This is a genomic window from Cytobacillus sp. BC1816 (assembly GCF_051353635.1).
Lineage (GTDB): Bacteria > Bacillota > Bacilli > Bacillales > Cytobacillaceae > Cytobacillus > Cytobacillus oceanisediminis_C.
In genome coordinates this window covers 3362520-3384479 of record NZ_CP195611.1, presented here as the reverse complement: position 1 = coordinate 3384479, position 21960 = coordinate 3362520, and the positions used below count along the sequence as shown (strand labels likewise).

Annotated in this window: 21 protein-coding genes and 2 riboswitches; of the genes, 20 read left to right on the top strand and 1 reads right to left on the bottom strand. The window is 40.7% G+C overall.

Annotation, left to right across the window (positions count from 1 at the left end; all coding sequences use genetic code 11):
* Positions 1-57: 57 nt before the first annotated feature.
* From ACR42H_RS17145 to ACR42H_RS17100, 10 genes are all read left to right on the top strand, one after another.
* The gene (locus tag ACR42H_RS17145) at positions 58-1074 is read left to right on the top strand and encodes a serine hydrolase domain-containing protein (protein WP_436372118.1); all 1017 of its coding nucleotides are present in this window, start codon (positions 58-60) and stop codon (positions 1072-1074) included.
* A gap of 61 nt (positions 1075-1135) precedes the next feature.
* Entirely contained in the window at positions 1136-1660 is a 525-nt protein-coding gene (locus tag ACR42H_RS17140) for a DinB family protein (RefSeq protein WP_436372116.1), read from the top strand.
* A 159-nt stretch (positions 1661-1819) separates the two neighbouring features.
* Positions 1820-2983: an endonuclease gene (locus ACR42H_RS17135; protein ID WP_436372114.1), complete on the top strand. Its 1164-nt coding sequence runs from the start codon at positions 1820-1822 to the stop codon at positions 2981-2983.
* Between the two features lie 114 nt (positions 2984-3097).
* Positions 3098-3248, top strand: a riboswitch (cyclic di-AMP (ydaO/yuaA leader).
* Between the two features lie 76 nt (positions 3249-3324).
* Positions 3325-3981, top strand: coding sequence for a potassium channel family protein (locus ACR42H_RS17130; RefSeq protein ID WP_113881698.1), 657 nt, complete (start codon positions 3325-3327; stop codon positions 3979-3981).
* Between the two features lie 46 nt (positions 3982-4027).
* Entirely contained in the window at positions 4028-5398 is a 1371-nt protein-coding gene (locus ACR42H_RS17125; protein ID WP_113881450.1) for a TrkH family potassium uptake protein, read from the top strand.
* Positions 5399-5483: 85 nt separating this feature from the next.
* Positions 5484-5918 carry a MarR family winged helix-turn-helix transcriptional regulator gene (locus tag ACR42H_RS17120; protein ID WP_436372112.1) on the top strand — a complete coding sequence of 145 codons (435 nt, stop codon included), beginning with the start codon at positions 5484-5486 and terminating at the stop codon, positions 5916-5918.
* A gap of 373 nt (positions 5919-6291) precedes the next feature.
* Positions 6292-7152: a 2OG-Fe(II) oxygenase gene (locus ACR42H_RS17115; RefSeq protein ID WP_436372110.1), complete on the top strand. Its 861-nt coding sequence runs from the start codon at positions 6292-6294 to the stop codon at positions 7150-7152.
* 27 nt (positions 7153-7179) lie between these two features.
* A complete protein-coding gene (locus ACR42H_RS17110) occupies positions 7180-7449 on the top strand; it encodes a DUF1450 domain-containing protein (RefSeq protein WP_113881453.1) in 270 nt (89 codons plus the stop codon).
* 119 nt (positions 7450-7568) lie between these two features.
* Complete coding sequence (locus tag ACR42H_RS17105) at positions 7569-7937, top strand: ArsR/SmtB family transcription factor (RefSeq protein ID WP_061793441.1); 369 nt, start codon at positions 7569-7571, stop codon at positions 7935-7937.
* Complete coding sequence (locus tag ACR42H_RS17100) at positions 7930-10056, top strand: heavy metal translocating P-type ATPase (protein WP_436372107.1); 2127 nt, start codon at positions 7930-7932, stop codon at positions 10054-10056. Before ACR42H_RS17105 ends, ACR42H_RS17100 begins: the two co-directional genes overlap by 8 nt.
* Positions 10057-10148: 92 nt before the next feature.
* On the opposite strand, the gene ACR42H_RS17095 is transcribed toward ACR42H_RS17100, so the two are convergent.
* On the bottom strand, positions 10149-12329 hold the full coding sequence (locus tag ACR42H_RS17095) for an FUSC family protein (protein WP_436372105.1): 2181 nt from the start codon (positions 12327-12329) through the stop codon (positions 10149-10151).
* 142 nt (positions 12330-12471) lie between these two features.
* Between ACR42H_RS17095 and ACR42H_RS17090 the strand changes: the two genes are divergently transcribed.
* The 10 genes from ACR42H_RS17090 (at position 12472) to ACR42H_RS17045 (ending at position 21843) form a co-directional block, all read left to right on the top strand.
* Complete coding sequence (locus ACR42H_RS17090; protein WP_113881456.1) at positions 12472-12810, top strand: YolD-like family protein; 339 nt, start codon at positions 12472-12474, stop codon at positions 12808-12810.
* A gap of 105 nt (positions 12811-12915) precedes the next feature.
* Positions 12916-13407: a tetratricopeptide repeat protein gene (locus ACR42H_RS17085; protein WP_436372103.1), complete on the top strand. Its 492-nt coding sequence runs from the start codon at positions 12916-12918 to the stop codon at positions 13405-13407.
* A 66-nt stretch (positions 13408-13473) separates the two neighbouring features.
* Positions 13474-13650, top strand: coding sequence for a hypothetical protein (locus ACR42H_RS17080; RefSeq protein WP_166672454.1), 177 nt, complete (start codon positions 13474-13476; stop codon positions 13648-13650).
* A gap of 141 nt (positions 13651-13791) precedes the next feature.
* The gene (locus tag ACR42H_RS17075; RefSeq protein WP_113881458.1) at positions 13792-14550 is read left to right on the top strand and encodes a GNAT family N-acetyltransferase; all 759 of its coding nucleotides are present in this window, start codon (positions 13792-13794) and stop codon (positions 14548-14550) included.
* Positions 14551-14745: 195 nt separating this feature from the next.
* A complete protein-coding gene (locus ACR42H_RS17070; RefSeq protein ID WP_113881459.1) occupies positions 14746-15369 on the top strand; it encodes a YhbD family protein in 624 nt (207 codons plus the stop codon).
* 19 nt (positions 15370-15388) lie between these two features.
* The gene (locus ACR42H_RS17065; protein ID WP_113881699.1) at positions 15389-16102 is read left to right on the top strand and encodes a polymer-forming cytoskeletal protein; all 714 of its coding nucleotides are present in this window, start codon (positions 15389-15391) and stop codon (positions 16100-16102) included.
* A 109-nt stretch (positions 16103-16211) separates the two neighbouring features.
* Positions 16212-17693: a spore germination protein gene (locus ACR42H_RS17060; protein ID WP_243856111.1), complete on the top strand. Its 1482-nt coding sequence runs from the start codon at positions 16212-16214 to the stop codon at positions 17691-17693.
* Positions 17694-17711: 18 nt separating this feature from the next.
* Positions 17712-18881, top strand: a complete 1170-nt coding sequence (locus tag ACR42H_RS17055) for a Ger(x)C family spore germination protein (RefSeq protein WP_436372100.1) — start codon at positions 17712-17714, stop codon at positions 18879-18881.
* Positions 18882-18898: 17 nt separating this feature from the next.
* Positions 18899-20002, top strand: coding sequence for a GerAB/ArcD/ProY family transporter (locus ACR42H_RS17050; protein ID WP_436372098.1), 1104 nt, complete (start codon positions 18899-18901; stop codon positions 20000-20002).
* Positions 20003-20497: 495 nt separating this feature from the next.
* Positions 20498-20576, top strand: a riboswitch (ZMP/ZTP riboswitch).
* Positions 20577-20643: 67 nt separating this feature from the next.
* On the top strand, positions 20644-21843 hold the full coding sequence (locus ACR42H_RS17045) for a phosphoglycerate dehydrogenase (protein ID WP_436372096.1): 1200 nt from the start codon (positions 20644-20646) through the stop codon (positions 21841-21843).
* Positions 21844-21960: the final 117 nt, after the last annotated feature.

Here is a 21960-nt window from a genome sequence, read left to right as displayed (position 1 = left end):
ATTACTGTCCCGCAATTGCTTTAGGTCATTGGAATCATACCTTAAAGGGGAATACACATGTTAATTAGGGATTATGATAAAAGGTTAAGTTCTGTAATTAAAAATGTTGGTTTTTCTGGTGTCGTATTTGTTAAAGAAAAGGAGGGTATGATCCTTCAATTAGCAGAGGGGGATGCTGATAGAGCAAATGAAACCCCCAATAATCCAGACACCAGGTTTGGCATCGCCTCCGGATGTAAGATTTTTACGGCGGTTGGCATTTGTCAATTAGTCGAGAATGGATTCATATCATTCGAAACAAGACTTAAAGATATATTGGAGGATGTTTTTCCCTTATTTGATGAGACAATTACCATTCATCACCTGTTAACCCATACATCCGGAGTGCCTGACTATTTTGATGAGTCAGTTATGGATGATTTTGAGGAGCTGTGGAAAGAAAGGCCAATGTATCTATTAAATCATCTTAGAGATTTTCTGCCTATGTTCCAGAATAAAGAGATGATGTTTAAGCCAGGGGAGAAATTTCATTATAATAATGCCGGATATATCCTTTTGGGTTTAATTATAGAGAAGAAGACAGGACTGAGTTTCCATGATTATATCCAATCCCATATTTTTGAACCATGTGGAATGAAGGATTCAGGCTTTTTCCGATTTGACAATCTTCCTGAAAATACAGCAATTGGTTATATAGATAGTGAAGAAGGGACATGGAGAACCAATATTTATTCATTGCCCATCAGAGGCGGTTCTGACGGGGGAGCCTATGTTACTGCTCAGGATATGATCTTATTTTGGGAAGCTTTGTGTAATGATAAGCTCCTGAGCGGGGAGTATACTGAAAAGCTTATGACCCCGCATGCAAAAGCAGATGAGAATGAGTATTACGGCTACGGATTATGGATCAGCAAGAAAAACGAAGCCATCTTCAAATATCACCTCATGGGATATGACCCTGGAGTCAGCTTTCATTCTGCCTATTACCCTGAAAGCGGGATAACCCTTGTGGTGCCATCAAATAAATCTTATGGGCCATTTACTGTAATGGAAGAAATTGAAAAAGACTTTTAGAGAAGCTTAGATACGACGTGTATGTTTGTTTCTGATCATCTGTTTAATAAGGAGCGGTTATATGAATTTTCATTTAAGAGAGGCTATTGAGATTCTTGAACGGACACCCCATACGCTGGATGCATTACTAAGCGGTCTATCTTCGGAATGGCTTAATGGCAATGAAGGGGAAGGCACGTGGAATGCTGCCGAAGTGGTTGATCATTTGATTGATGGCGAGGAGAAAAATTGGATTCCACGGCTGAAATTTATTCTGGGGGAAGGGGAAAGCAAGCCCTTCCCTCCATTTGACCGCTTTGCCCATTTAAATGTGTCAAAGGATCTATCACTTGAAGAAAAACTTGATGCCTTTAAGACCCTTAGAATGAAAAATTTGGCCACACTTAGAGGTATACCTGATCTGGAAATTCATTTCGAAAAGACAGGACTTCATCCAGCATTTGGTCCAGTGAGAGTCAGGGAATTGATTTCCACTTGGGCAGTTCATGACCTTACGCATATTTCACAGATTTCACGAGTATTGGCAAGTAGATACAGGACTGATGTTGGTCCTTGGATTCAGTATCTGGGCATTTTAAAAAAGTAAGCATTGCATCGTAGTTGAGTTTTGTAAATTCTGTGTGAAAAGTAAAGTTTTGGGACCAAAACCTCATGATATGGCCGAAGGTGTTCATTTATACTTGGAGAAGATTGTGGCTTTTCTGATCATTTATAAGTCCTTTCAAAAAAATATGGAGGCGAATGAATGCTGAATCATAAGAAAAAAGGCCTGCTGTTAACTTTTATTCTGGTTACTGTCATTATGATCGTGATGCAGCCCATTCAAAATTCTATCACTAGGGCAGCTGCCGGGGATGGATCCTGGTCATCACCTTATTCGGTTTCACAGGGAATCAATACTCAAAACAACACTTCCAAAACGGTTCAAGGCTATGTGGTTGGACAGCCGACTGCGGCAAATATGGTTATTTCCAGCGGGTTTCCAAATGATTATGCTTTGGCCCTGGCTGATAGTCCATCAGAGACCAGCACAGCCAGGATGCTTTATGTTCAAATTCCTTCCGCGTTTCGCTCAGCTTTTGGCTTAAAATCCAATCCATCTTTGATTGGAGAAAAAATTAAGGTAACCGGAACGCTTACCGCCTATTTTTCTCATCCGGGACTTAAAGATGGGACGGCCTTCGAACAAGCTGGTGATGGAACAGCCGATCCCGGCCCTGAACCAGGAGGATATTATGATGCTGCAAACGGAAAAACAGGGGAGGCTTTAAAAACAGCCCTCCATACTATCATTGATGACCACACGGAAATTTCCTATTCGAATGTATGGGAAGCACTGCGCGAGACCGATGAAGATCCTGGAAATCCCAATAACGTCATTCTTTTGTATACTGGCCGATCTCAGGGGAAATTTACCAATGGTTCTGGCGTCAATGATTGGAACAGGGAGCATGTTTGGGCTAAATCTCACGGGGACTTTGGAACTGTAATGGGTGCAGGAACAGACTTGCATCATTTACGGCCAACAGATGCTTCTGTAAATAGTTCGAGAGGGAATCTTGACTTTGACGATGGGGGCACCCAGCATTCAGAGGCACTGGGAAACTACTATGATTCAGATTCCTGGGAACCCAGGGATGAAGTAAAAGGCGATGTTGCGAGGATGATTTTTTATATGGCCGTCCGTTATGAAGGAGACAGCGGAGAAGTGGATCTGGAGCTCAACAATCTGGTCAATAATGGCTCTGCTCCTTATCATGGCAAAATGTCTGTCCTGCTTGAGTGGCATAAGGAAGATCCGGTAGACGATAACGAGCGGAGAAGAAACGAAATTATCTATTCTGATTACCAGCATAACCGCAATCCATTTATAGATTATCCCGAGTGGGCATCAGCAATTTGGGAATAATCTTTGGGAAAGCACTTTCCGTTACAGGGAGGTGCTTTTTATTTTACATACTATGTTAAAAAAAGATTGACAAGAGATTTCCATGGGAGTAATTTATACTTATTAATTTCATAGTAAACCTTTTTGCTGAATCATTATGAGCGGGGGAACCAATTTTGATAAACCTGGTTTATCTTGGGGTGAATCTTAGCATATTAAAGCTAAGAAGGGATACTCTCAATCCCTAATCCGACAGCTAACTCCGTAAGCCGAATCGAGAGAAGGGTTGATGGAAACCATTGGCCATTCTTTTTAAGAGTGGTTTTTTTGTGTTCATTTTCAAAAAGAAGGGAATTTCTTCAATGAAAAAACAGTATGCTGTATTTGGTTTAGGCCGCTTTGGCGGAAGTCTCGTAAAGGAATTTCATGAATTGGGAGTGGAAGTGCTCGCAATTGATGTCGACCAGGAGAAAGTAAATCAATACGCACAGTTTGTGACATATGCAGTTCAAATCAATGGCATTGATGAAGCTGCTATAAAGCAATCAGGGATTAAGAATATTGATCATGCATTTGTTTCATTTGGTGAAAACATTGAGTCCAGCATATTGACATCCTTGTTATTAAAAGAAATGGGGATTCCAAAGGTGTGGGCAAAGGCACATAATGAGTATCATGCCAGGGTGCTCGATAAAATTGGCGTCGATCGAGTTATCCACCCGGAGCGGGACATGGCTAAGCGGATTGCCCACCATATTGTTTCGGAAAAGATGATTGATTATATTGAGCTGTCTGAAGATTACAGTATGGTTGAGATTGTGGCCACCGATAAAATTGCCAGAAAATCTCTGTCTGAATTGAATATTAGGGCTAAGTATGGCTGTAATATCGTAGGGATTCAGCGCGGGAAGGAAATAATCGTTACTCCTCCAGCTGAAGAGGTCATTTTAAGGGGTGATGTCCTGATTGTAATGGGACACAATAAAGGGATTGGCCGGTTTGAGAGGCATGGAGTGTAAGCTTTTTCAATGATGTTTACCATTTTAATGAAGGAGATTATGGACCATGTACAAAGAAACCAGAAGGAAAAGAAGAATTGAGCGGCCCAGCACATGGATCAGGATGAATCCTGCACAGGCTTTGTCTATTGGCTTTTTAATTCTTATAGCAATTGGCACCCTGCTGCTTATGCTCCCTTTTTCAACTAGTGACAGGCATCATTTATCGTTTATTGATGCCATATTTGAAGCAACTTCTGCTGTATGTGTGACAGGTTTAGTCGTCGTCGATACACAAACAACATTTACTGTTTTTGGCCAGGTGGTTCTTATGGCTCTTATACAAATAGGCGGACTTGGTTTTATGACATTTGGAGTTCTCATTGCCATTATGCTTGGGAAAAATATTGGCTTAAAGGGAAGGCTGATGATACAGGAATCATTAAATCAGCTTACAATTGAAGGGATGGTCCGTCTCGTAAAATTCGTAGTGGCTTTTACTCTGATTGTTGAAGCAATTGGTGCCATAATTTTGGCTGTTCGGTGGGCTGAAGATTTTGGATTTCCGAAATCTTTATATTATGGGGCTTTTCATTCGGTTTCAGCTTTTAATAATGCCGGGTTTGATATTATGGGCGACTTTAGCAGTGTTACCGGTTATGCAGGGGACTTTCCTGTCATTTTGACGTTAAGCTCGCTGTTTATCATCGGAGGAATTGGCTATATCGTGCTGCTTGATTTAAAAGTCAATAAAAGCTTGCGGAAACTTTCTCTTCATACGAAATTGGTTTTGCTGATGACACTGATTCTAAATATATTAGGCACAGTTTTCATATTTCTTTTAGAATTCAATAATCCCGCGACAATTGGTGAATTGGGAATGAAGGAAAAACTTTTAGGATCTTATTTTCATGGAGTCGTTCCAAGAACAGCAGGCTTTAATTCGCTTAACACAGGTGAGCTGACAATGGGCTCTCAGCTTATTACCATGCTTCTAATGTTTATTGGCGGAGGATCAGGCGGAACGGCAGGAGGCATTAAAGTAACAACCTTTGCTTTAATCCTGCTTGCTGTCAGAGCCCTCATCAAAGAAGATGAAGAAGTTAATCTGATGGGCAGAAGAATCCCGAAGGAATTAATTTTTCGGGCTTTTACGATTACAGTATATTCTATGGGATTAATAGCTTTGGTTCTATTTCTTCTTTCTTTGACAGAAAATGCACCGCTGAATATGCTTTTATTTGAAGTTATTTCTGCTTTCGGCACTGTGGGGATGTCTCTTGGATTAACTCCGGAACTGAGTCCATTAGGAAAACAATTAATTGCATTCATGATGTTTGCAGGCAGGGTGGGTCCTTTAACTCTTGCATTCGCACTTGCAAGAAAAAGAGAAAAAGCTAATTTTAAATATGCTGAAGAGAAAATCATGATTGGATAAGTAAAGGAAAGTTATCTGGTGTATATGACAGAATTATTTAAATTCAATAAAATTTTCCACCAATAAAGAGGATAGGGGATATTAAATGAAAACCAGATTTAATGACTATATAAGCATTAAGATCCATCAAATAGACCTTACCTTAACAAGCTATATTAAGGATAAATTAGCCCACTTAAATATTGCCCCGGAGCAGAACCTGATTCTTATGCTTCTCTGGGAAGAAGACGGATTAAGCCAAAACGAAATCGCCAGGCGGCTGGACAAAGATAAATCCAACATTACCAGAATGCTGAGCAGTCTTGAAAAGAAAGGGTTTATCAAAAAAAGCATGAATAAAGAGGACAGCCGATCTCTGAATGTCTATCTAACGGAAAATGGCAAAAATCTCAGTGAGCATGTATATCCCATCACAGAGGAGTTTCACTCGATCGTCACATCGGGCATAACGAAGGAAGAGCTGAGAATTGTTGACGATGTTTTAACGAAAATGAGAAGAAATGTCGAGGGTAATAAGTAAAATGGCCGGTGCAGGATAGAGTGGGATGCTCTATCCTGTTTTTTTGTGAAGGTCATAAGGCCGAAAAGTCGTAGAGTGAGAAGAAAATGGTTGTCATGAATGCATTATGAAGCTGAAAAATCGAGGAGTGAGAAGAAGATGGTCGTCATGAATGCTTCATGAAGCCGAAATGAGAGCAGCGCTGAGAAAACAGTCCTCATGAATCTATAAGAATTTATAATGGCACTCTAAAGAGAATCAGTTTATATAAAATTAGAACTATCAGAATTACCAGGTAAATCGATTCAGTTCCTTCTTTAATAATAGTATAATAAAATACATATATTTCTATATCTGGCCAACGGGTGTTTTCAGTGAGTCATACAGGGGGACGATGATGACGAAGATTATGCAGATATCAGATGAACTGAAGGATTGGATTGTGGGTGCGCTAAAAAGTAATGTGAGTCCGATTGCACTTGCAAACGCTTTGATTAAGAAGGGTTTTGATAACCGGTTTGCATATGAGACTTTATTTAAAATTGTTGGAAATGAAACAATTAAGACGACAGAAGGCCAGCAGATTCGATATAATTATGAAGTCCCCGAAATAGGCAGGAAGGGGAATATCCTGTTTACCAGTGACAAGGACGTAAGAGTGCTTTCCAGAAATGAAAAGCCATTTGTACTCCATTTGGATCAGGTGCTCAGCTCAGAAGAATGTGATGAGCTTATCAGCCTTTCAAGGAGCCGACTGCAGCCATCCCTGGTGGTGGATATGGGTTCTGGGGAAGAACGGGAGGGTTCAGGAAGGACAAGCAAGAGCATGGCTTTCCGAGTTAAAGAAAATGAACTGGTCGAAAGAATCGAAACGAGGATCGCTGAATTGACAGGTTATCCGGCAGAAAATGGCGAAGGCCTTCAGATCTTAAACTATGGATTGGGTGAAGAATATAAGCCTCACTTTGATTTCTTTCCTCCCCACATGGCGGATGCCAGCAAAGGCGGACAGCGGGTTGGCACATTCCTCATCTATTTGAATGATGTGGCTGATGGCGGTGAAACGGTCTTTTCTAAAGCTGGACTTTCATTTGTTCCCAAAAAGGGAGCGGCCATATACTTCCATTATGCCAATGAACAGGGGCAGCTGGACCGATTGTCAGTCCATAGCAGTGTGCCTGTAAGAAAGGGAGAAAAATGGGCGGCTACCAAATGGATTAGGGAAAGAAATATATACTGCCACCAGAGTATTTAAAGAAAAATCAAAAGGAAGTTTGATCAGGTGAAACTCATCAACAAATTATTCTCAAAGCAAAAAACGGCTTCGATTGAATTTTGTCAGCGGAATCTGGATGAATTTTTAAAAGAAGAGAGTTTTGCTGCATTTAATCAATTTCTGAGCCAGAAGAATATTAACTATAAAGAATACGAATGCCAGAGCAGATGCAAAGAATGCAGGCAATCACCTTATGCCATGGTAGACGGTAAGATGATTGCAGCGGAGAATTCGGATGAATTATTGATAAAATTGAAAGAAGAAGTAAAGAAATAAAAGGAATCGGAGCAATCCGATTCCTTTTTTCATACAATATTCAAATAAATGTTTGAATAAGTTTTTAGACGAGGTATAATATATTCAAATAAAAGTTTGAATAATGAGGTGAGATCATGGTGGGCTCTAAAGATACATGCGATATTTACTGTTTTGATGAAGAAAAAGTGAACCGCATTCAAGGGGAACTGGTGAAGGAAGATCTTTCAGGTGCTGCCCAATTATTTAAGGCTCTTGCTGATGAGAACCGGGCAAAGATTTCTTATGCACTATGCAGGGATGAAGAGCTGTGTGTCTGTGATATTGCCAATATCATTGGTGCAACAGTTGCAACGGCATCCCATCATTTGCGGACTCTGCATAAGCAGGGAATTGTTAAGTTTCGGAAAGAAGGCAAATTGGCTTTTTATTCATTGGATGATGATCACATCAGGCAATTAATGATGATTGCGCTTGAACACGGAAATGAGGTGAAAGCCAATGTCTGAACAAGCAGGAATTGCGGAGAAGGAGACGGTAACCTACCGTGTTCAGGGCTTTTCCTGAGCAGGCTGCGCCAAGACGTTCGAAGAGAACGTGAAACGCCTGGATGGCGTTTTAGATGCGAATGTGAATTTTGGAGCTTCCAAAATAACCGTTACAGGGAACGCTTCTATGGAAGCGGTCGAAAAAGCCGGTGCCTTCGAAAATCTGAAGCTGCGTGCCGAGAATGAAAAAGCGGTGGAGCGGGAGCCATTTTGGAAACAGAAAGCTAATCTTAAAGTTTATATTTCAGCAATTATTCTTGTCGTCAGCTGGTTTTTAAGCGAACCGTATGGACAGGATCATTTATACCCAATCGCAGGTTATGCAGCAGCCATCATCATAGGCGGTTATACTTTATTCCTGAAAGGCTTCAAAAACCTTGCTAAATTGAACTTTGATATGAGCACCCTGATGACAATCGCCATTATTGGAGCCGCAATCATTGGCGAATGGGGAGAAGGAGCGATGGTTGTCATCCTCTTTGCCATCAGTGAAGCACTTGAGCGCTTTTCAATGGAAAAAGCACGCCAGTCCATTGAATCCCTGATGGATATAGCTCCTAATGAAGCATTGGTCAGACGGGGACATGAAGAAATGCTCATTCATGTTGATGATATTCAAATTGGTGACGTTATGATTGTTAAGCCAGGTGAGAAATTGGCCATGGATGGAGTGGTCATAAAGGGGACCTCATCCCTGAACCAGGCAGCCATTACAGGAGAAAGCGTGCCTGCAGTAAAGACTGCAGGTGATGAGGTTTTTGCAGGAACTCTGAATGAAGAAGGGCTGCTTGAAGTAAAAGTAACGAAGCGTGCTGAAGATACAACTATTGCCAAAATCATTCATTTAGTGGAAGAAGCACAGGCGGAAAAAGCTCCTTCACAGCAGTTTGTCGATAGGTTTGCCAAATATTACACGCCTGCCATCATTGTTTTAGCCTTTTTAATTGCGGTTGTTCCTCCTCTGTTTGACGGAGAATGGAGTGAGTGGATTTACCAGGGTCTTGCTGCACTGGTTGTCGGCTGTCCATGTGCACTCGTTGTTTCTACGCCAGTAGCGGTCGTAACAGCGATCGGAAATGCGGCAAGAAACGGTGTGTTAATTAAAGGCGGCATCCACCTGGAGGAAACAGGGGCACTTAAAGCGGTTGCATTTGATAAAACAGGCACATTAACAAAGGGGGTGCCTGCGGTTACAGACCTTATCACCATTAGCGGTGAAGAAAAACACCTCCTCCAAATCACGGCAGCCATTGAAAAGGGGTCACAGCATCCCCTTGCTTCAGCAATCATGAAAAAAGCAGAAGAGATGGGCTCTGATTTTAATGGGCTGAATGCGGAGGAATTCACCTCTATTACCGGCAAGGGAGTAAAAGCTGCAGTGAATGGTGTCCTCTATTATGCTGGCAGCCCCAATCTGTTTGAAGAGCTCCATAGCGGCATGGACAGCTTTATTCAGAAGCAAATATCAGATTTGCAGACCCAGGGTAAAACCGTCATGATTCTGGGCACAGAAAGCGAAATTCTGCTTTTAATAGCTGTTGCAGATGAAATGCGGGACCATTCGAAAACTGTGATCAGCAAATTAAATGAAATGGGAATAAAAACGGTCATGCTGACAGGTGACAATAAAAGAACTGCTTTGGAAATCGGAAAGCAAGCTGGTGTTTCAGAGATTAAAGCTGATTTGCTGCCTCAGGATAAACTGGCTTTTATTAAAGAACTGCGTGCCAGCCATCAAAGTGTGGCAATGGTAGGGGATGGTGTCAACGATGCGCCTGCCCTTGCTGCGGCTGCGGTTGGTGTTGCCATGGGCGGAGCGGGAACTGATACAGCACTCGAAACAGCAGATATTGCGTTAATGTCAGATGATTTGAGAAAACTGCCTTATACCATTAAGCTCAGCCAAAAAGCGTTAGGGATCATTAAACAGAACATTACATTCTCACTTGGAATCAAGGCGCTGGCATTATTGCTGGTAGTTCCAGGGTGGCTGACCTTATGGATTGCCATTTTTGCAGACATGGGAGCAACATTGCTGGTAACCTTGAATAGTTTACGGCTGCTCAAAATAAAAAAATGAACATAGTCAGAGTGATGCATTAAGTGCATCGCTCTTTTTTTGAAATACGTACTGAAAGAGCATCTCACCATTCATATAAAAAAGAAGGAGCATTATTGCTCCTTCCCTGCACCAAGATCTTCTGCCAACTCCATAATTGCTTTGTTAATTCTCCAGACGAAATAAAGGTGATGAATTAAATCACGCTGGGATTGCTGCCTTGCAGGTGCCAATCGTTCAATTTGTTCCCTTTCATTTTCAAGACTATAGACAAGCATTCCGTCTCCGCTGTCTTTAATCAGATCCATTAATGTCTCAATATTTAATTCAAGCTTTTCTTCAATCCTTATAAAAACATCGACAAGCTCATCGGGATAGTCGAATCCCTTTCGGTAGGAGGAAGCCACAAGGTGTCTTGCATAGTAATTGATGGCTGAGAATAGTGTAATCCATCTGTTAACGTCGGCATGGCGCGGGGATCCGGGTTTTTTTATCAGGGATTGCGCTTCAACGTTTATAGTTTTAAGTTTTTGATCCAATAAGAACCCTTTGCCTGAAAGTTCCTTAACGTTCACATCTTCCCGGAAGCTTTTCACATACTCAGTGACATACGGCTTCAGTTCTTGTAAGTAGTCATTTAAGGTATCCGCCACTTTTTCCTTCGTTTTCTTTGGGAAAATAAATAAGGAAACTCCGAATGCAATGCCGGCTCCGGCAATAGTATCGATCACCCTTGCGCTGATAAGGGAAAATGAAATACCTCCCAGTAAAAGGTCATACATAAAAGCAACCAGCATCGTAATGAACATGCTCATTAACGTATAGGAGACCTCAAACAAATAAAAGGCGAAAAAAACAGCTGCAAAAATCAGTGTAATCTCAAGGAAAGAATGACCGCTGACCACTCTTGCAAGTGTAAATCCTATTACTGCTCCAATAATCGTTCCAACCGAACGCTGAAAACCTTTCGTATAAATGCGCCCAATCGACTCGGTTCCGAGCAAAACAATAAAAGCGGTTAAAAGGACCCAGTAAGGCTGGTCCGGCGAAAGGATCTCACCGGCAATGATTGAAATGATTGCAGCAGTCAATGCCTGAAAAGCCTTTTTGGTGGAAGGTTTGATGCCCTTATCTTCCTCAGATGGTTCATCTTCATTCTCGCCATCTGCTATCTCTTCGGATAATTTATTCTTATTGTCTTTCACTTTATGAAGTGCCTGCTGTATGGTTATGCCGCCCTCGATGACATGGTTCGCAATGGACTCGATCCGCCTGATCAAAAACAGCCATCCTGCAGGTTTGTCTTCCCGGCTGAACAAATCAATAATAAGCAGGCGAAGTGCCTGTACAGCAAGCTCTGCTTCACGAAGATTTTGTTCTTCATACTGTTGGGCAAGAACTTCAGCATCGCGAAGAGAACGGGTTACCCAAACCAGGAGTTTTCTCAGCTCATCAATTTCAAGGGCATTCGCTTTTTTTAAGCTTCGAATTGAGTCTGTCAGTGTTTCAATCAGCATACCTGCATCAAATATATATAACCTCAGCTGGGAAGAAGTCAGCCCAGGCCATAATTTATGAACATCTTCATCATTTACATATTCCGAAACCATGACAGCATACTCCCTGAGCTTCAGTACATTTCTCCGCAATTCCTCCCTCTGATGGGAAGTCATATTCTCATTCTGCATTCCCTCAATTAAGAGATTGAACGTAAAATTACTTTGGAAATGAAAGGAGCGAATACTTCTTTTCAGGTTTTTCGCGGTGTCCTGAAAAAGGATGAAATTGAACAGGAAAGCATACGCGATTCCAATCCAAATGCCGAAGTAAAAGGATGGAAGCTGACTGCCTGATAATTTTAAAATAGACGAAAAATAAAGTGTCATGAATGCAATCATGCATAGAGAAAAATACCGCACACCAAAGCGGGTCAAATAAAAGCTTAGGAAGATTAACAGAACCATGGCAATATCGACAAAGACCGTACTTTCAGCCAATAGTGAACCGATCGATACTCCTGCCATGGCTGAAAGTCCAAGTAAACCAGTTGTGAGCATCTTACCTTTTTTTGAGTCATCCATCACAATCATGATGCCAAGCATGCCTGCCATCCCGGACACGATCGCCGGAGTGAGAGCGGCATCAGCTCCAGCCAATTGCATGAAGAACAAAGTCGTAAAGACTGAAGCCATTAAACTTAAAGTGGCCCGTCCAGCTTTTTGAAATCGGATAAGCCCGGGATCGGATGCCAGCAAACGCCCGAGCCACCGGTGTTTTATAGGAAACTGCTTCATTGTTTCACCAATCTTTTCAGAGAGTTAAAGATTATTTTACCACTCGTACTTTTATTATCCAAATGAACCAGCTTGAGATTTTATGCTCTACAGGTTTAAAATAAGAACAAGTGTTCTATAATATAGGGTGGAGGGATTTGCTATGCCGCTAAAAGACAGAGGGAAAATAAAATGGCAGCCAGCCCACTTCATGCCGGAACACCGGGCGATGCTAAGAAAATTGGAAACTGAACAAATGGCTCAAAACAAGCCGCTTATTGATGAATATGAATTGGAGGATTATGAAAATAAAATTCACTATGCAATGGAATATGCCTTCTTTCTAAAAGTAAAAGTCTGGCGGGGAGGATTTTTCCACGAATACACAGGGAGGGTAAACAGGCTGGATGGCATCAGCAGAAAAATTTATCTGGAATTGGAAGATGGGTTTCTTGAGAAGGTCATGTTTGATGAAATCGCTTCGGTTGAAGTGAAAGAATAGTGCATCGAGACATAATTCAATTTTGCAGAAAAGTTAATGCTTTGCCATACCCATTATTTGCAATTTTTAGATATAATAGAAAGAAAGCTGTAATCGGAGGTACATATGAGCACGGATTTAGAAAAAGCGATTGTGCTTCGCAATCTCGGAAAATACAAAGATTCCAGCCTTCTGCTTGTAAAATTGGCTGAAGAGTATCCTGTAAACCCAGTCATTCACTATCAGTGTGCTTGGAGTTTTGACGTTCTAGGGGAGGAATCAAAAGCGGTTTCTCATTATGAAAAAGCGATCGAGCTTGGGCTGCCTGAATCTGACCTGCCAGGTGCCATTTTGGGTCTTGGGAGCACATACCGGACACTTGGTGAATATGAAAAGTCAAAGATGGTGTTCGAGAAAGGAATCTCCCAGTTTCCGGCTAATCGTGCAATCCAGGTGTTCTATTCCATGACACTCCATAATTTAGGCAAGCACAGCGAGGCAATGGAAATGCTCCTAAGGTGTGTGGCCGAAACTTCTGATTACCCGGAAGTTATGCAATATAAAAAAGCAATTACCTTTTATGCAGACAAACTTGATGAAATATTTGATAAGGATTAGAAAAAGGATATCTCAAAATACATGATATGCCTGCCCAGCATCTTTTAGTTATAAGCGGTAATTTTAATGAATGCATGGTTAATTGAAATAATAGATGATCTTAAATGGTCAAACGGCGGCCATATCCTTTATCAATTCATTAATGCAGTCTCTTATATATCTGCATGTGCCAAAAGCGGAGGACAAGTTTTATTTTGGAAGATGATCGTAATTTCCTCCAGTTTGATAAGGGGAGGAATATGACCTGATTTCCTGTGTGCTTATGATAACAACAGTACTCTTGGAATTAAAGAATACTTTAATGCGCTGCCATGATGTGCTTATTACAGATAAAAAATATAAATTTTTGCAAAACTAAAGTGTTTGCTATTTTAGGAGAAGCCGATGGAAAAAATCACTTTTAATACTATCCATAAACCGGGACACACAATACTGGAAAATGACCTTTTTATTCACAATCATAACCCTGACATGCTCCTTCAGTATGACAGCAGCTTTATTGCTTTTAAAAGAATGCCTTCTGTTCAGGAGTTTGAGAAGGCTCATCAATATTTAAGAAATTTTCATCAATATTATGGCCAAAAGCATGTAAGATTTTATTTTCCTGATGACGAGGAGCTTTCCGGAGAACTTTTGGCCATCCTTGAGAAGGATGATGATTATACGGTTGGTTATTTAGAGTTATTTGCGATTCATCCAGCTGATTTTCCTGATGTTCAGGAAAAGGAAGAAATTATAGTAGAATATGTTACGGATGAAACCTGGAATGATTATTTGGAATTTCAGCATGAGCAGGATTCGGTTTACGGGATTAATTATGCCGAGAAAAAGAAAGATCAGCATTTAAGGAATTATAATGATGAAAGGATTATGCAGTTCATTGCATTTTATAAAGGGAAAGCTGCCGGGTCGGTAGATGTTATTATAAAGGAATACACAGCTGAAATTGATGGATTGATGGTCCATGAGGATTTTCAGAAAAAGGGCATCGGCAGGAGCCTGCAGAAAGCGGTGATGGATCAGTTTAAGGATAAAACCATCATCCTTGTTGCAGATGGAGATGATACTCCAAAGGAAATGTACCGCAGGCAAAATTATCAGTATCTTGGAAAGCAATATAACCTTTTAAAAATATACGAATGAAGAGAAGCCTGGTTCTAGAGAGCCAGGTCTTTTTGTTTGAATAGAACACTGTTTCGTTGATAGAGTGCATCTTAATTAATTTCATAGTCCAAAACCGGGATGTTGTCGAAAAGTCTCGGAAAAAAATGAATAATACATTATTCTTAACGTAACAGTGTTATGTTACAATGATACCATCAGAAAGGGGTCCTGGAATTGAGCGATGAATTAATCTCAAAAAAAGAAGTCCTTGATTTAACGGGTATTTCTTATGGGCAGCTTTATCGGTGGAAAAGGAAAAGCCTGATACCGGAGGATTGGTTTGTCAGAAAATCAACTTTTACAGGGCAGGAGACATTTTTCCCAAAAGAGAAAATTCTTGAGCGGGTCGATAAAATACAAAAGATGAAGGATAGCCTATCGCTGGATGAGCTGGCAGATTTGTTTTCCTTGAATTCTTCAAATCTGAAGCTGACAAAGGAAAGCCTGATTACAAAAGGAATAGCTTCTGAACCAGTTATGAATATCTTTTTCGAGACACAGGGGGAATTTAACGAATTTAATTACCATGAGACTTTGAAGCTCTATATCCTTTCCATCCTGCTTGAATCGGGAAATATCCATATCGAGGAAGGGAAAATGCTCTTGCAGTTATTGAACGATCATCAAAGCATCCTGCAGCAGCCAAAAGCTGTTATCTGCTTTATTCGCAAACTTGGAATGTCCAGCTGCCTGATTTCGATTAATGGAGAACAGGTCCTGCTTGAAAAAGGAACAAAAGTGGCTGCCACTTTATCGATAGAGCATTGTACAGAGGAATTAAAATCCAAATTGGTATAGGGGGAATTTTGCTGTGAATATGAAAACACTAGGGAACTTAATAATTAATGGGGTTGGATCGTCTAATGGAGGTTCATTTGAAAAGGTTGAATTAAATGGGAAGGGAACGGTAAACAGTGATATTGAATGCGAGAGATTCCATTGCAACGGTACGGGCACTATCCATGGAAACGTAAAAACTGAAAAGGGAAAGATTAGTGGTGCAGCAAAGATCCATGGAGCTGTTAAAGCTGAATCCCTTGTTATCAATGGCTCTGCCGTTATTTCTGAAGCTGTCAGCTGTCAAAAGCTTGAGGTCGCTGGAAGAACTTCTATCGGAAGCTCTGTAAAATGCGATGTAATTGCTGTGAATGGGAAAGTAACAATTGAAGGGGACTGTGAAGCTGAGGTCTTCCGTGCTGAAGGGACATTTTCAGTAGATGGTTTACTGAACGCAGAAACGATTGATATTAAGCTTTTTGGAGACAGCAAAGCGAAAGAGATCGGCGGCAGAAAAATTAAAGTGACACAGCATAGAGAGACCCTATTTAAATTAATCAAATCCATCTTTCCCTTGAAGCTGGAGGCGGATTTAATTGAAGGGGATGACATCGAACTCGAAGGCACAGCAGCTCTTGTCGTAAGAGGGAGAAATGTAAAAATCGGCAAAAATTGCAAGATCGGACTTGTGGAATACTCAGGAGACTATGAATGTGCACCAGATTCAGAAGTAAAAGAATACCGATTAATTTAAGAGTGTAAGCCTAACCAGAATGGTTAGGTTTTTTTTATATCATGGGCAATAATCCAAATTGTACCGGGCACACTAAAAAACAATATCATCTTTCAAAAGGAGATTAACTGTGTTCAGGAAACATCATAGCCATCATAAAAGGGTCAGCAAGAGTGTTCATTTCAATATTCAATACTTAAAAGAGCAGCTTGGCGACAGCTCAGATCTATCTGTTCGGAATTTAACAATAGCTGAGCTTGGACATGCAGCCATCATACATATTCAGGGGATTGTCGACGAGCAGAGCTTGCATGACAATGTTCTGAGTCCAATCCTGGCCTTTATTCATGAAAAGAGAAATGTCCATTCGGGGAAATTGCCAGAAGAAATAACTCAAATTATTTCAGTGCCTAAGATTAAACTACTGAATGATTGGCCGGAAGTAGTCGACAATCTGCTTGGCGGCGACACAGTAATTTTGATTGAGGGGCACCCAGAAGCAATTATTGCGGGAACGAAAAAAATTCAATCAAGGTCCATTACAGAACCTACCACACAAACCGTGATTAAAGGACCAAAGGATGGCTTTACAGAGAATTTAAGTACGAATATTTCGCTCATCCGTTCCAGAATTCAAAACAATAAATTAAGAATTGAACAAACAAAAGCAGGGACAGTGACCAAAACCAATATTGGCATCTTATATATGGAAGGAATAGCGGATAAAGACATCGTCAGGGAAGTGAAGCTGAGAGTCAGTAAAATCGACATAGACAGTATCCTCGATACCAATTATGTGGAAGAAGCTATAAAGGACAACAGAAAAACTATATTTCCCCTCTTCCAAAGTTCAGAGAGGCCAGATGTGGTGTCCGCTAACCTTTTAGAAGGCAAAATAGCGATTATTATACAGGGAACACCATTTGCCTTAATTCTGCCGGCACTTTTAATACAATTTTTTCAATCTCCAGAAGATTATTATGCTAACTATTTGGTGAGTTCATTTTTAAGAATCATTCGGATTGGCTCTTTTTACGTAAACATGTATGCTTCGGCCATTTACCTGGCGCTAATTACACATCATCATGGTTTAATCCCTACAACTCTAATGGTGACACTTATGGCACAAAGAGAACAGGTTCCTTTTCCAGCTATTGTGGAATTGCTGCTGATGGAACTTGCCTTCGAGGTTTTACGGGAAGCCGGAATACGAATGCCTAGGGCAATTGGTCCAGCTGTTTCCATTGTAGGAGCCCTTATTTTAGGCCAGGCGGCAGTCGAAGCTGGCTTTGTTTCAGCTGCAATAGTGATCATCGTGGCTACGACTGCCATCAGCAGCTTCACATTGCCAAACCCCAATATTGTGAATGCAGCACGCGGATTGCGTTTTATCTTTATTTTTGCAGCTGCTTTTATTGGATTCTATGGAATTATCTTAGTTTCCCTATGCATTATTCTGCACCTTTGCAGTCTTAAGTCAGTAGGAGTCCCATATTTTGCGCCATTCTCACCGGTAAGGTTCAGTGATTTAAAAGACAGTTTAATCCGAATGGGGTCCCCTTCATTATTAAAACGCCCAACTGGGACCAACCGTTCCAACAAAGTCAATTAAAAGAGCAGGGATGAACAAATGAGAAAAGCCATTTCGGTACTGTTGATTATAGGATTACTATCTGGCTGTTCCAATTACAGGGAGTTAAATGAGGTTGGTTTAATTATCGCTATTGGCATTGACCTTCCAAAGGAAAGGGAATCAGGCTATCGGGTCACATATCAAGTTATAAATCCGAGCTACTTCTCCCAAAATGGTTCTGGCAGTCTTCCTGTTATTAATTATACTGTGGAGGCAGAAACGTTTATTGAAGCATATCGCATGGCGTCTGTCATCATTCCAAGGGAGAACAGGGTAACTCACCTCTCCCTGATTATCATAGGAGAGGCTCTTGCGAGAGCTGGGATGGGACTCATATTTGATGTGTTTGAAAGAGGAGAGTCACGTTCCACATTTCCTGTCTTTATAGCAAGAGATTCTACTGCTGAAGAAGTTCTTGGAGTAGTGGAGCCTCTCGAATCCAACCCAACAAAAAGCATTATAAGCACCAGCGAAAATAACCAAAAAATGTACGCCATTTCAGAAGCAATCCCCATTTACAGGGCAATTTCCCTTTTATCGGGCGAAGGCCAAAACCTTATGCTATCAGGCGTGAAATTAAGCCAGCCCTTAAAGTCCGAAAATCAAACAGCCAATCTGCAGAATATAAAGCCTTCCGTTGTTGAGGTAAGCGGTTTGGCGATGTTTAAAAAAGATCAATTGGCAGGCTGGTTTGATGGGAAATTCGCAAGGACAGCCCATTTAATCACATCTGCCGTGGAAAGCACTTCATTCCCGCTGGCTTGTAAAGGAAATAAGAATATTACGATTACAACACAGGGTATAAAGAGTGACATTAAGACAGAGTTAAAACCGGAACCGGCTTTAATTGTCAACGCAAAGATAAGGGGCAATGTTACTGAATTAGAATGTTATTTGGAAATCAGTAATAATGAAGAAATGATAAAGCTTGAAAAGAAGTTTGAAAAGGAGGCAGAAAACCAAATTAGGGAAACGATTACCAAGGCACAGGAACTGGAAGCAGATGTATTTGGTTTTGGTAAAGAGCTATCAAAAGATGATCCAGAGTATTGGAAAAGACACGAAAAAGAATGGAATACTCTTTTCAGCAATGCGGAAATAGACGTAAATGTAGAGGCTAATATATCGAACTCAGGAATGCTGACAGATCCATTTAAACTACAATAATTTGGATGTGAAGAATTATGCCAAAAGAGAAGATCGATGGAATTCAATTATTCTGCCTTATGGTCCTTTTTATGTTTGGCACTGCTATTTTTTTGGATCTCGGCAGCGGCGCAAAGCAGGATGCATGGATTGTTACCATTCTTTCGCCGATTACAGGACTTTTATTATTTGCAGTCTATTACCGTCTTTACAAACAGTATCCGTCGTTGCCATTAACAGAATATGTGAAGAAAATTTTAGGGAAATACCTGGGAAGCATTATTAGCTATTTGTACATCATTTATTTCATTTATATAGCCTCAAGAGTTTTGCGTGATATTGAAGAATTGCTGATCAGTTCTCCTTATGCAAAAACGTCAATTATAACACTGGGTATTTGTATGGTATTTGCTCTGATATACGCAGTGAATTTAGGGCTTGAAGTATTTGCGAGGGCAGGGGTTATATGCTTTGCGATTATCTCAGTTACTTTATTCCTAATCATTATCTTCTATGTGATCAGTGATTTGATTCACGCAGAAAATTTAAGACCTGTCCTTGCAAATGGGTGGAAGCCTATAATCAAAGAGATTTTTCCAGTTAATATGACAGTTCCATATGGCGAACTGGTCCTATTTTCTATGATCTTTCCTTTAATAAAACGGGAAACAAAAATTATGAAGACTGGAAGTATGGCAATTGGGTTTGTTGGCCTTTACTTAACCATTAACACCATTGTATTAATTTGTATTCTTGGTGCAGACCTTCTTGACCGGTCTGCTTTCCCGGCATTGGCTGCTGTAGGCTATATTCAAATTGCTGGTTTTATTCAGCGACTTGATCCACTAATCATATTATTGATTGTCTTTCTTGGATTTATTAAAGTAGGAGTATTCTTCTATAGTGCGGTAATCGGAATGAATAACCTTTTTAAGCTAAAGCCGAATGCTTTTACATCCTATTCTGTCGGGGGAATAATATGTCTTTCTTCCATAATCATTGCACCAAGCTACCAAAGCCATCTGGATGAAGGGCTAAAAATCGTACCGTACACTTTACATATTGCTTTCCAGTTAGTCATTCCTATCCTATTGTTTATAGTGGCTGTAATCCGTCGTAAATGGAAAGAGCATAAAATTTAGCAGCAACTATTTTATCTTTCTAATATGCAGCCAGAATAAAAGGAATAAACCCAAAATAAAAGTAACTAAAAGAAAATAATCTTCCCCTTTTGCAGAAGCGATAACAATTTTTATGCTCTGCCAGGATTCGAATAATGAATGGCCTTGTATATGATCGAGAAATACGATCAGGCCTATTGTGCCGGCCAAGACTGATAAGAGAACGAATAAAGTACGCAATTGCTTCACCTGCAGGATTTAGGATACTTATTAGGGTTAACATGTTTTTTCATTTATATAACCCATTGGGAACGAAGGAAGCAATATCCGAAGAAATGAGATGAAATAGCGGTGATCAGTTGCTCAGTTCTTGTGGGAATATAAAGTATAAAACATTAAGCATAGTGTACAAAACAAGAAAAATATACTTTAGAAAATTAAAAAATATTTTATTAATGTAAGCGCTTTAAAGGGTTGAAGTTTTCAGAAGACTTTGATAAGATTTAAAAAACCGAAAAGGCTATGTGTAACTGGCGAGACGCGGATCACCGCGAGGGAGCACATAGTGTCGAAGCCGTTCGCCTGGGCAGAGGTAAGGGATTCTACCCTTGCCTCTTTCTGTTTTAAAATCTGACAAAGTTAGTTGAAAAGGGGAGAATCCAGTGAGTACCATGACTTTAGACAGAGTGAAGACGATTAAAACCTTGAATGCGATTGCGCCAAGCGGACTTGAGGTGTTTAACAAGGATCAATTTACAATCGATAATGAAAGCGGCAATCCGGATGCGATTGTCCTTCGGAGCTTTAATATGCATTCCATGGAATTGGGTGACCGATTAAAAGCAATTGCCCGTGCAGGGGCGGGTGTAAATAATATCCCGGTTGAGAAATGCACTGAGCAGGGAATTGTTGTTTTTAATACACCTGGTGCCAATGCGAATGCAGTAAAAGAAATGGTGCTTACTTCCTTAATGGCTTCATCCCGCAATCTCTTTGCCGGCATCTCCTGGACCAAAACGCTGAAAGATGAAGGAGACCAAATTCCAAAGCTTGTAGAAGCAGGGAAAAAGCAATTTGTCGGAAAAGAAATTAAGGGGAAAACTCTGGGTGTCATCGGGTTGGGGGCAATCGGGGCACTTGTGGCGAATGATGCACTTGAACTTGATATGGATGTCGTAGGCTTTGATCCATTCATATCGGTTGACACTGCCTGGAACTTGTCCCGCAATGTTCAGCGCGCCATGACCATTGAGCAGGTGTTTGCAGAATCCGACTACATCACTGTACATGTTCCTTTAACTGATGATACAAGGGAAATGTTCAATGAAGATACATTCAGCATGATGAAGAATGGTGTTCATATTCTGAATTTCTCACGCGGAGAGCTTGTGAATGAATCAGATATGGCTGCCGCCCTTGAAAGCGGAAAAGTGGGCAAATATATTTCAGACTTCCCAAATGAAAATATCCTGAAAATGAAAAACACGGTAGCAATTCCGCACCTTGGGGCGTCAACAAAAGAATCTGAGGAAAACTGCGCTGTCATGGCAGCACGACAGGTGAAGCATTTCCTTGAAACAGGCAATGTCAAAAACTCAGTGAACTTTCCAAATGCTGCTCTTCCTTACACAGGCAAGCGGCGTGTCACTGCTTTTCATAAAAACATCCCAAATATGGTCGGCCAAATCACTCTTGCTATTTCAAGCTACCAGCTGAATATCGCGGACATGGTGAACCGCAGCCGCGGTGAATATGCGTATACCATGATTGATATCGATAATAAAGTCAATGGCGATGTGATTCCTGGACTGCTTGAACAGGTTAATCAAATTGAAGGCATTATCACGTCACGAATTATATAAAAATGCAGCCTCAATTCCGCAGGGATTGGGGCTTTTTTTTGACTGCACGCAGGACTGAAATCAAAAAAGGTATATAACCAGTATAAAATCAGCTATCCTTAGAATAAACTGATAAAA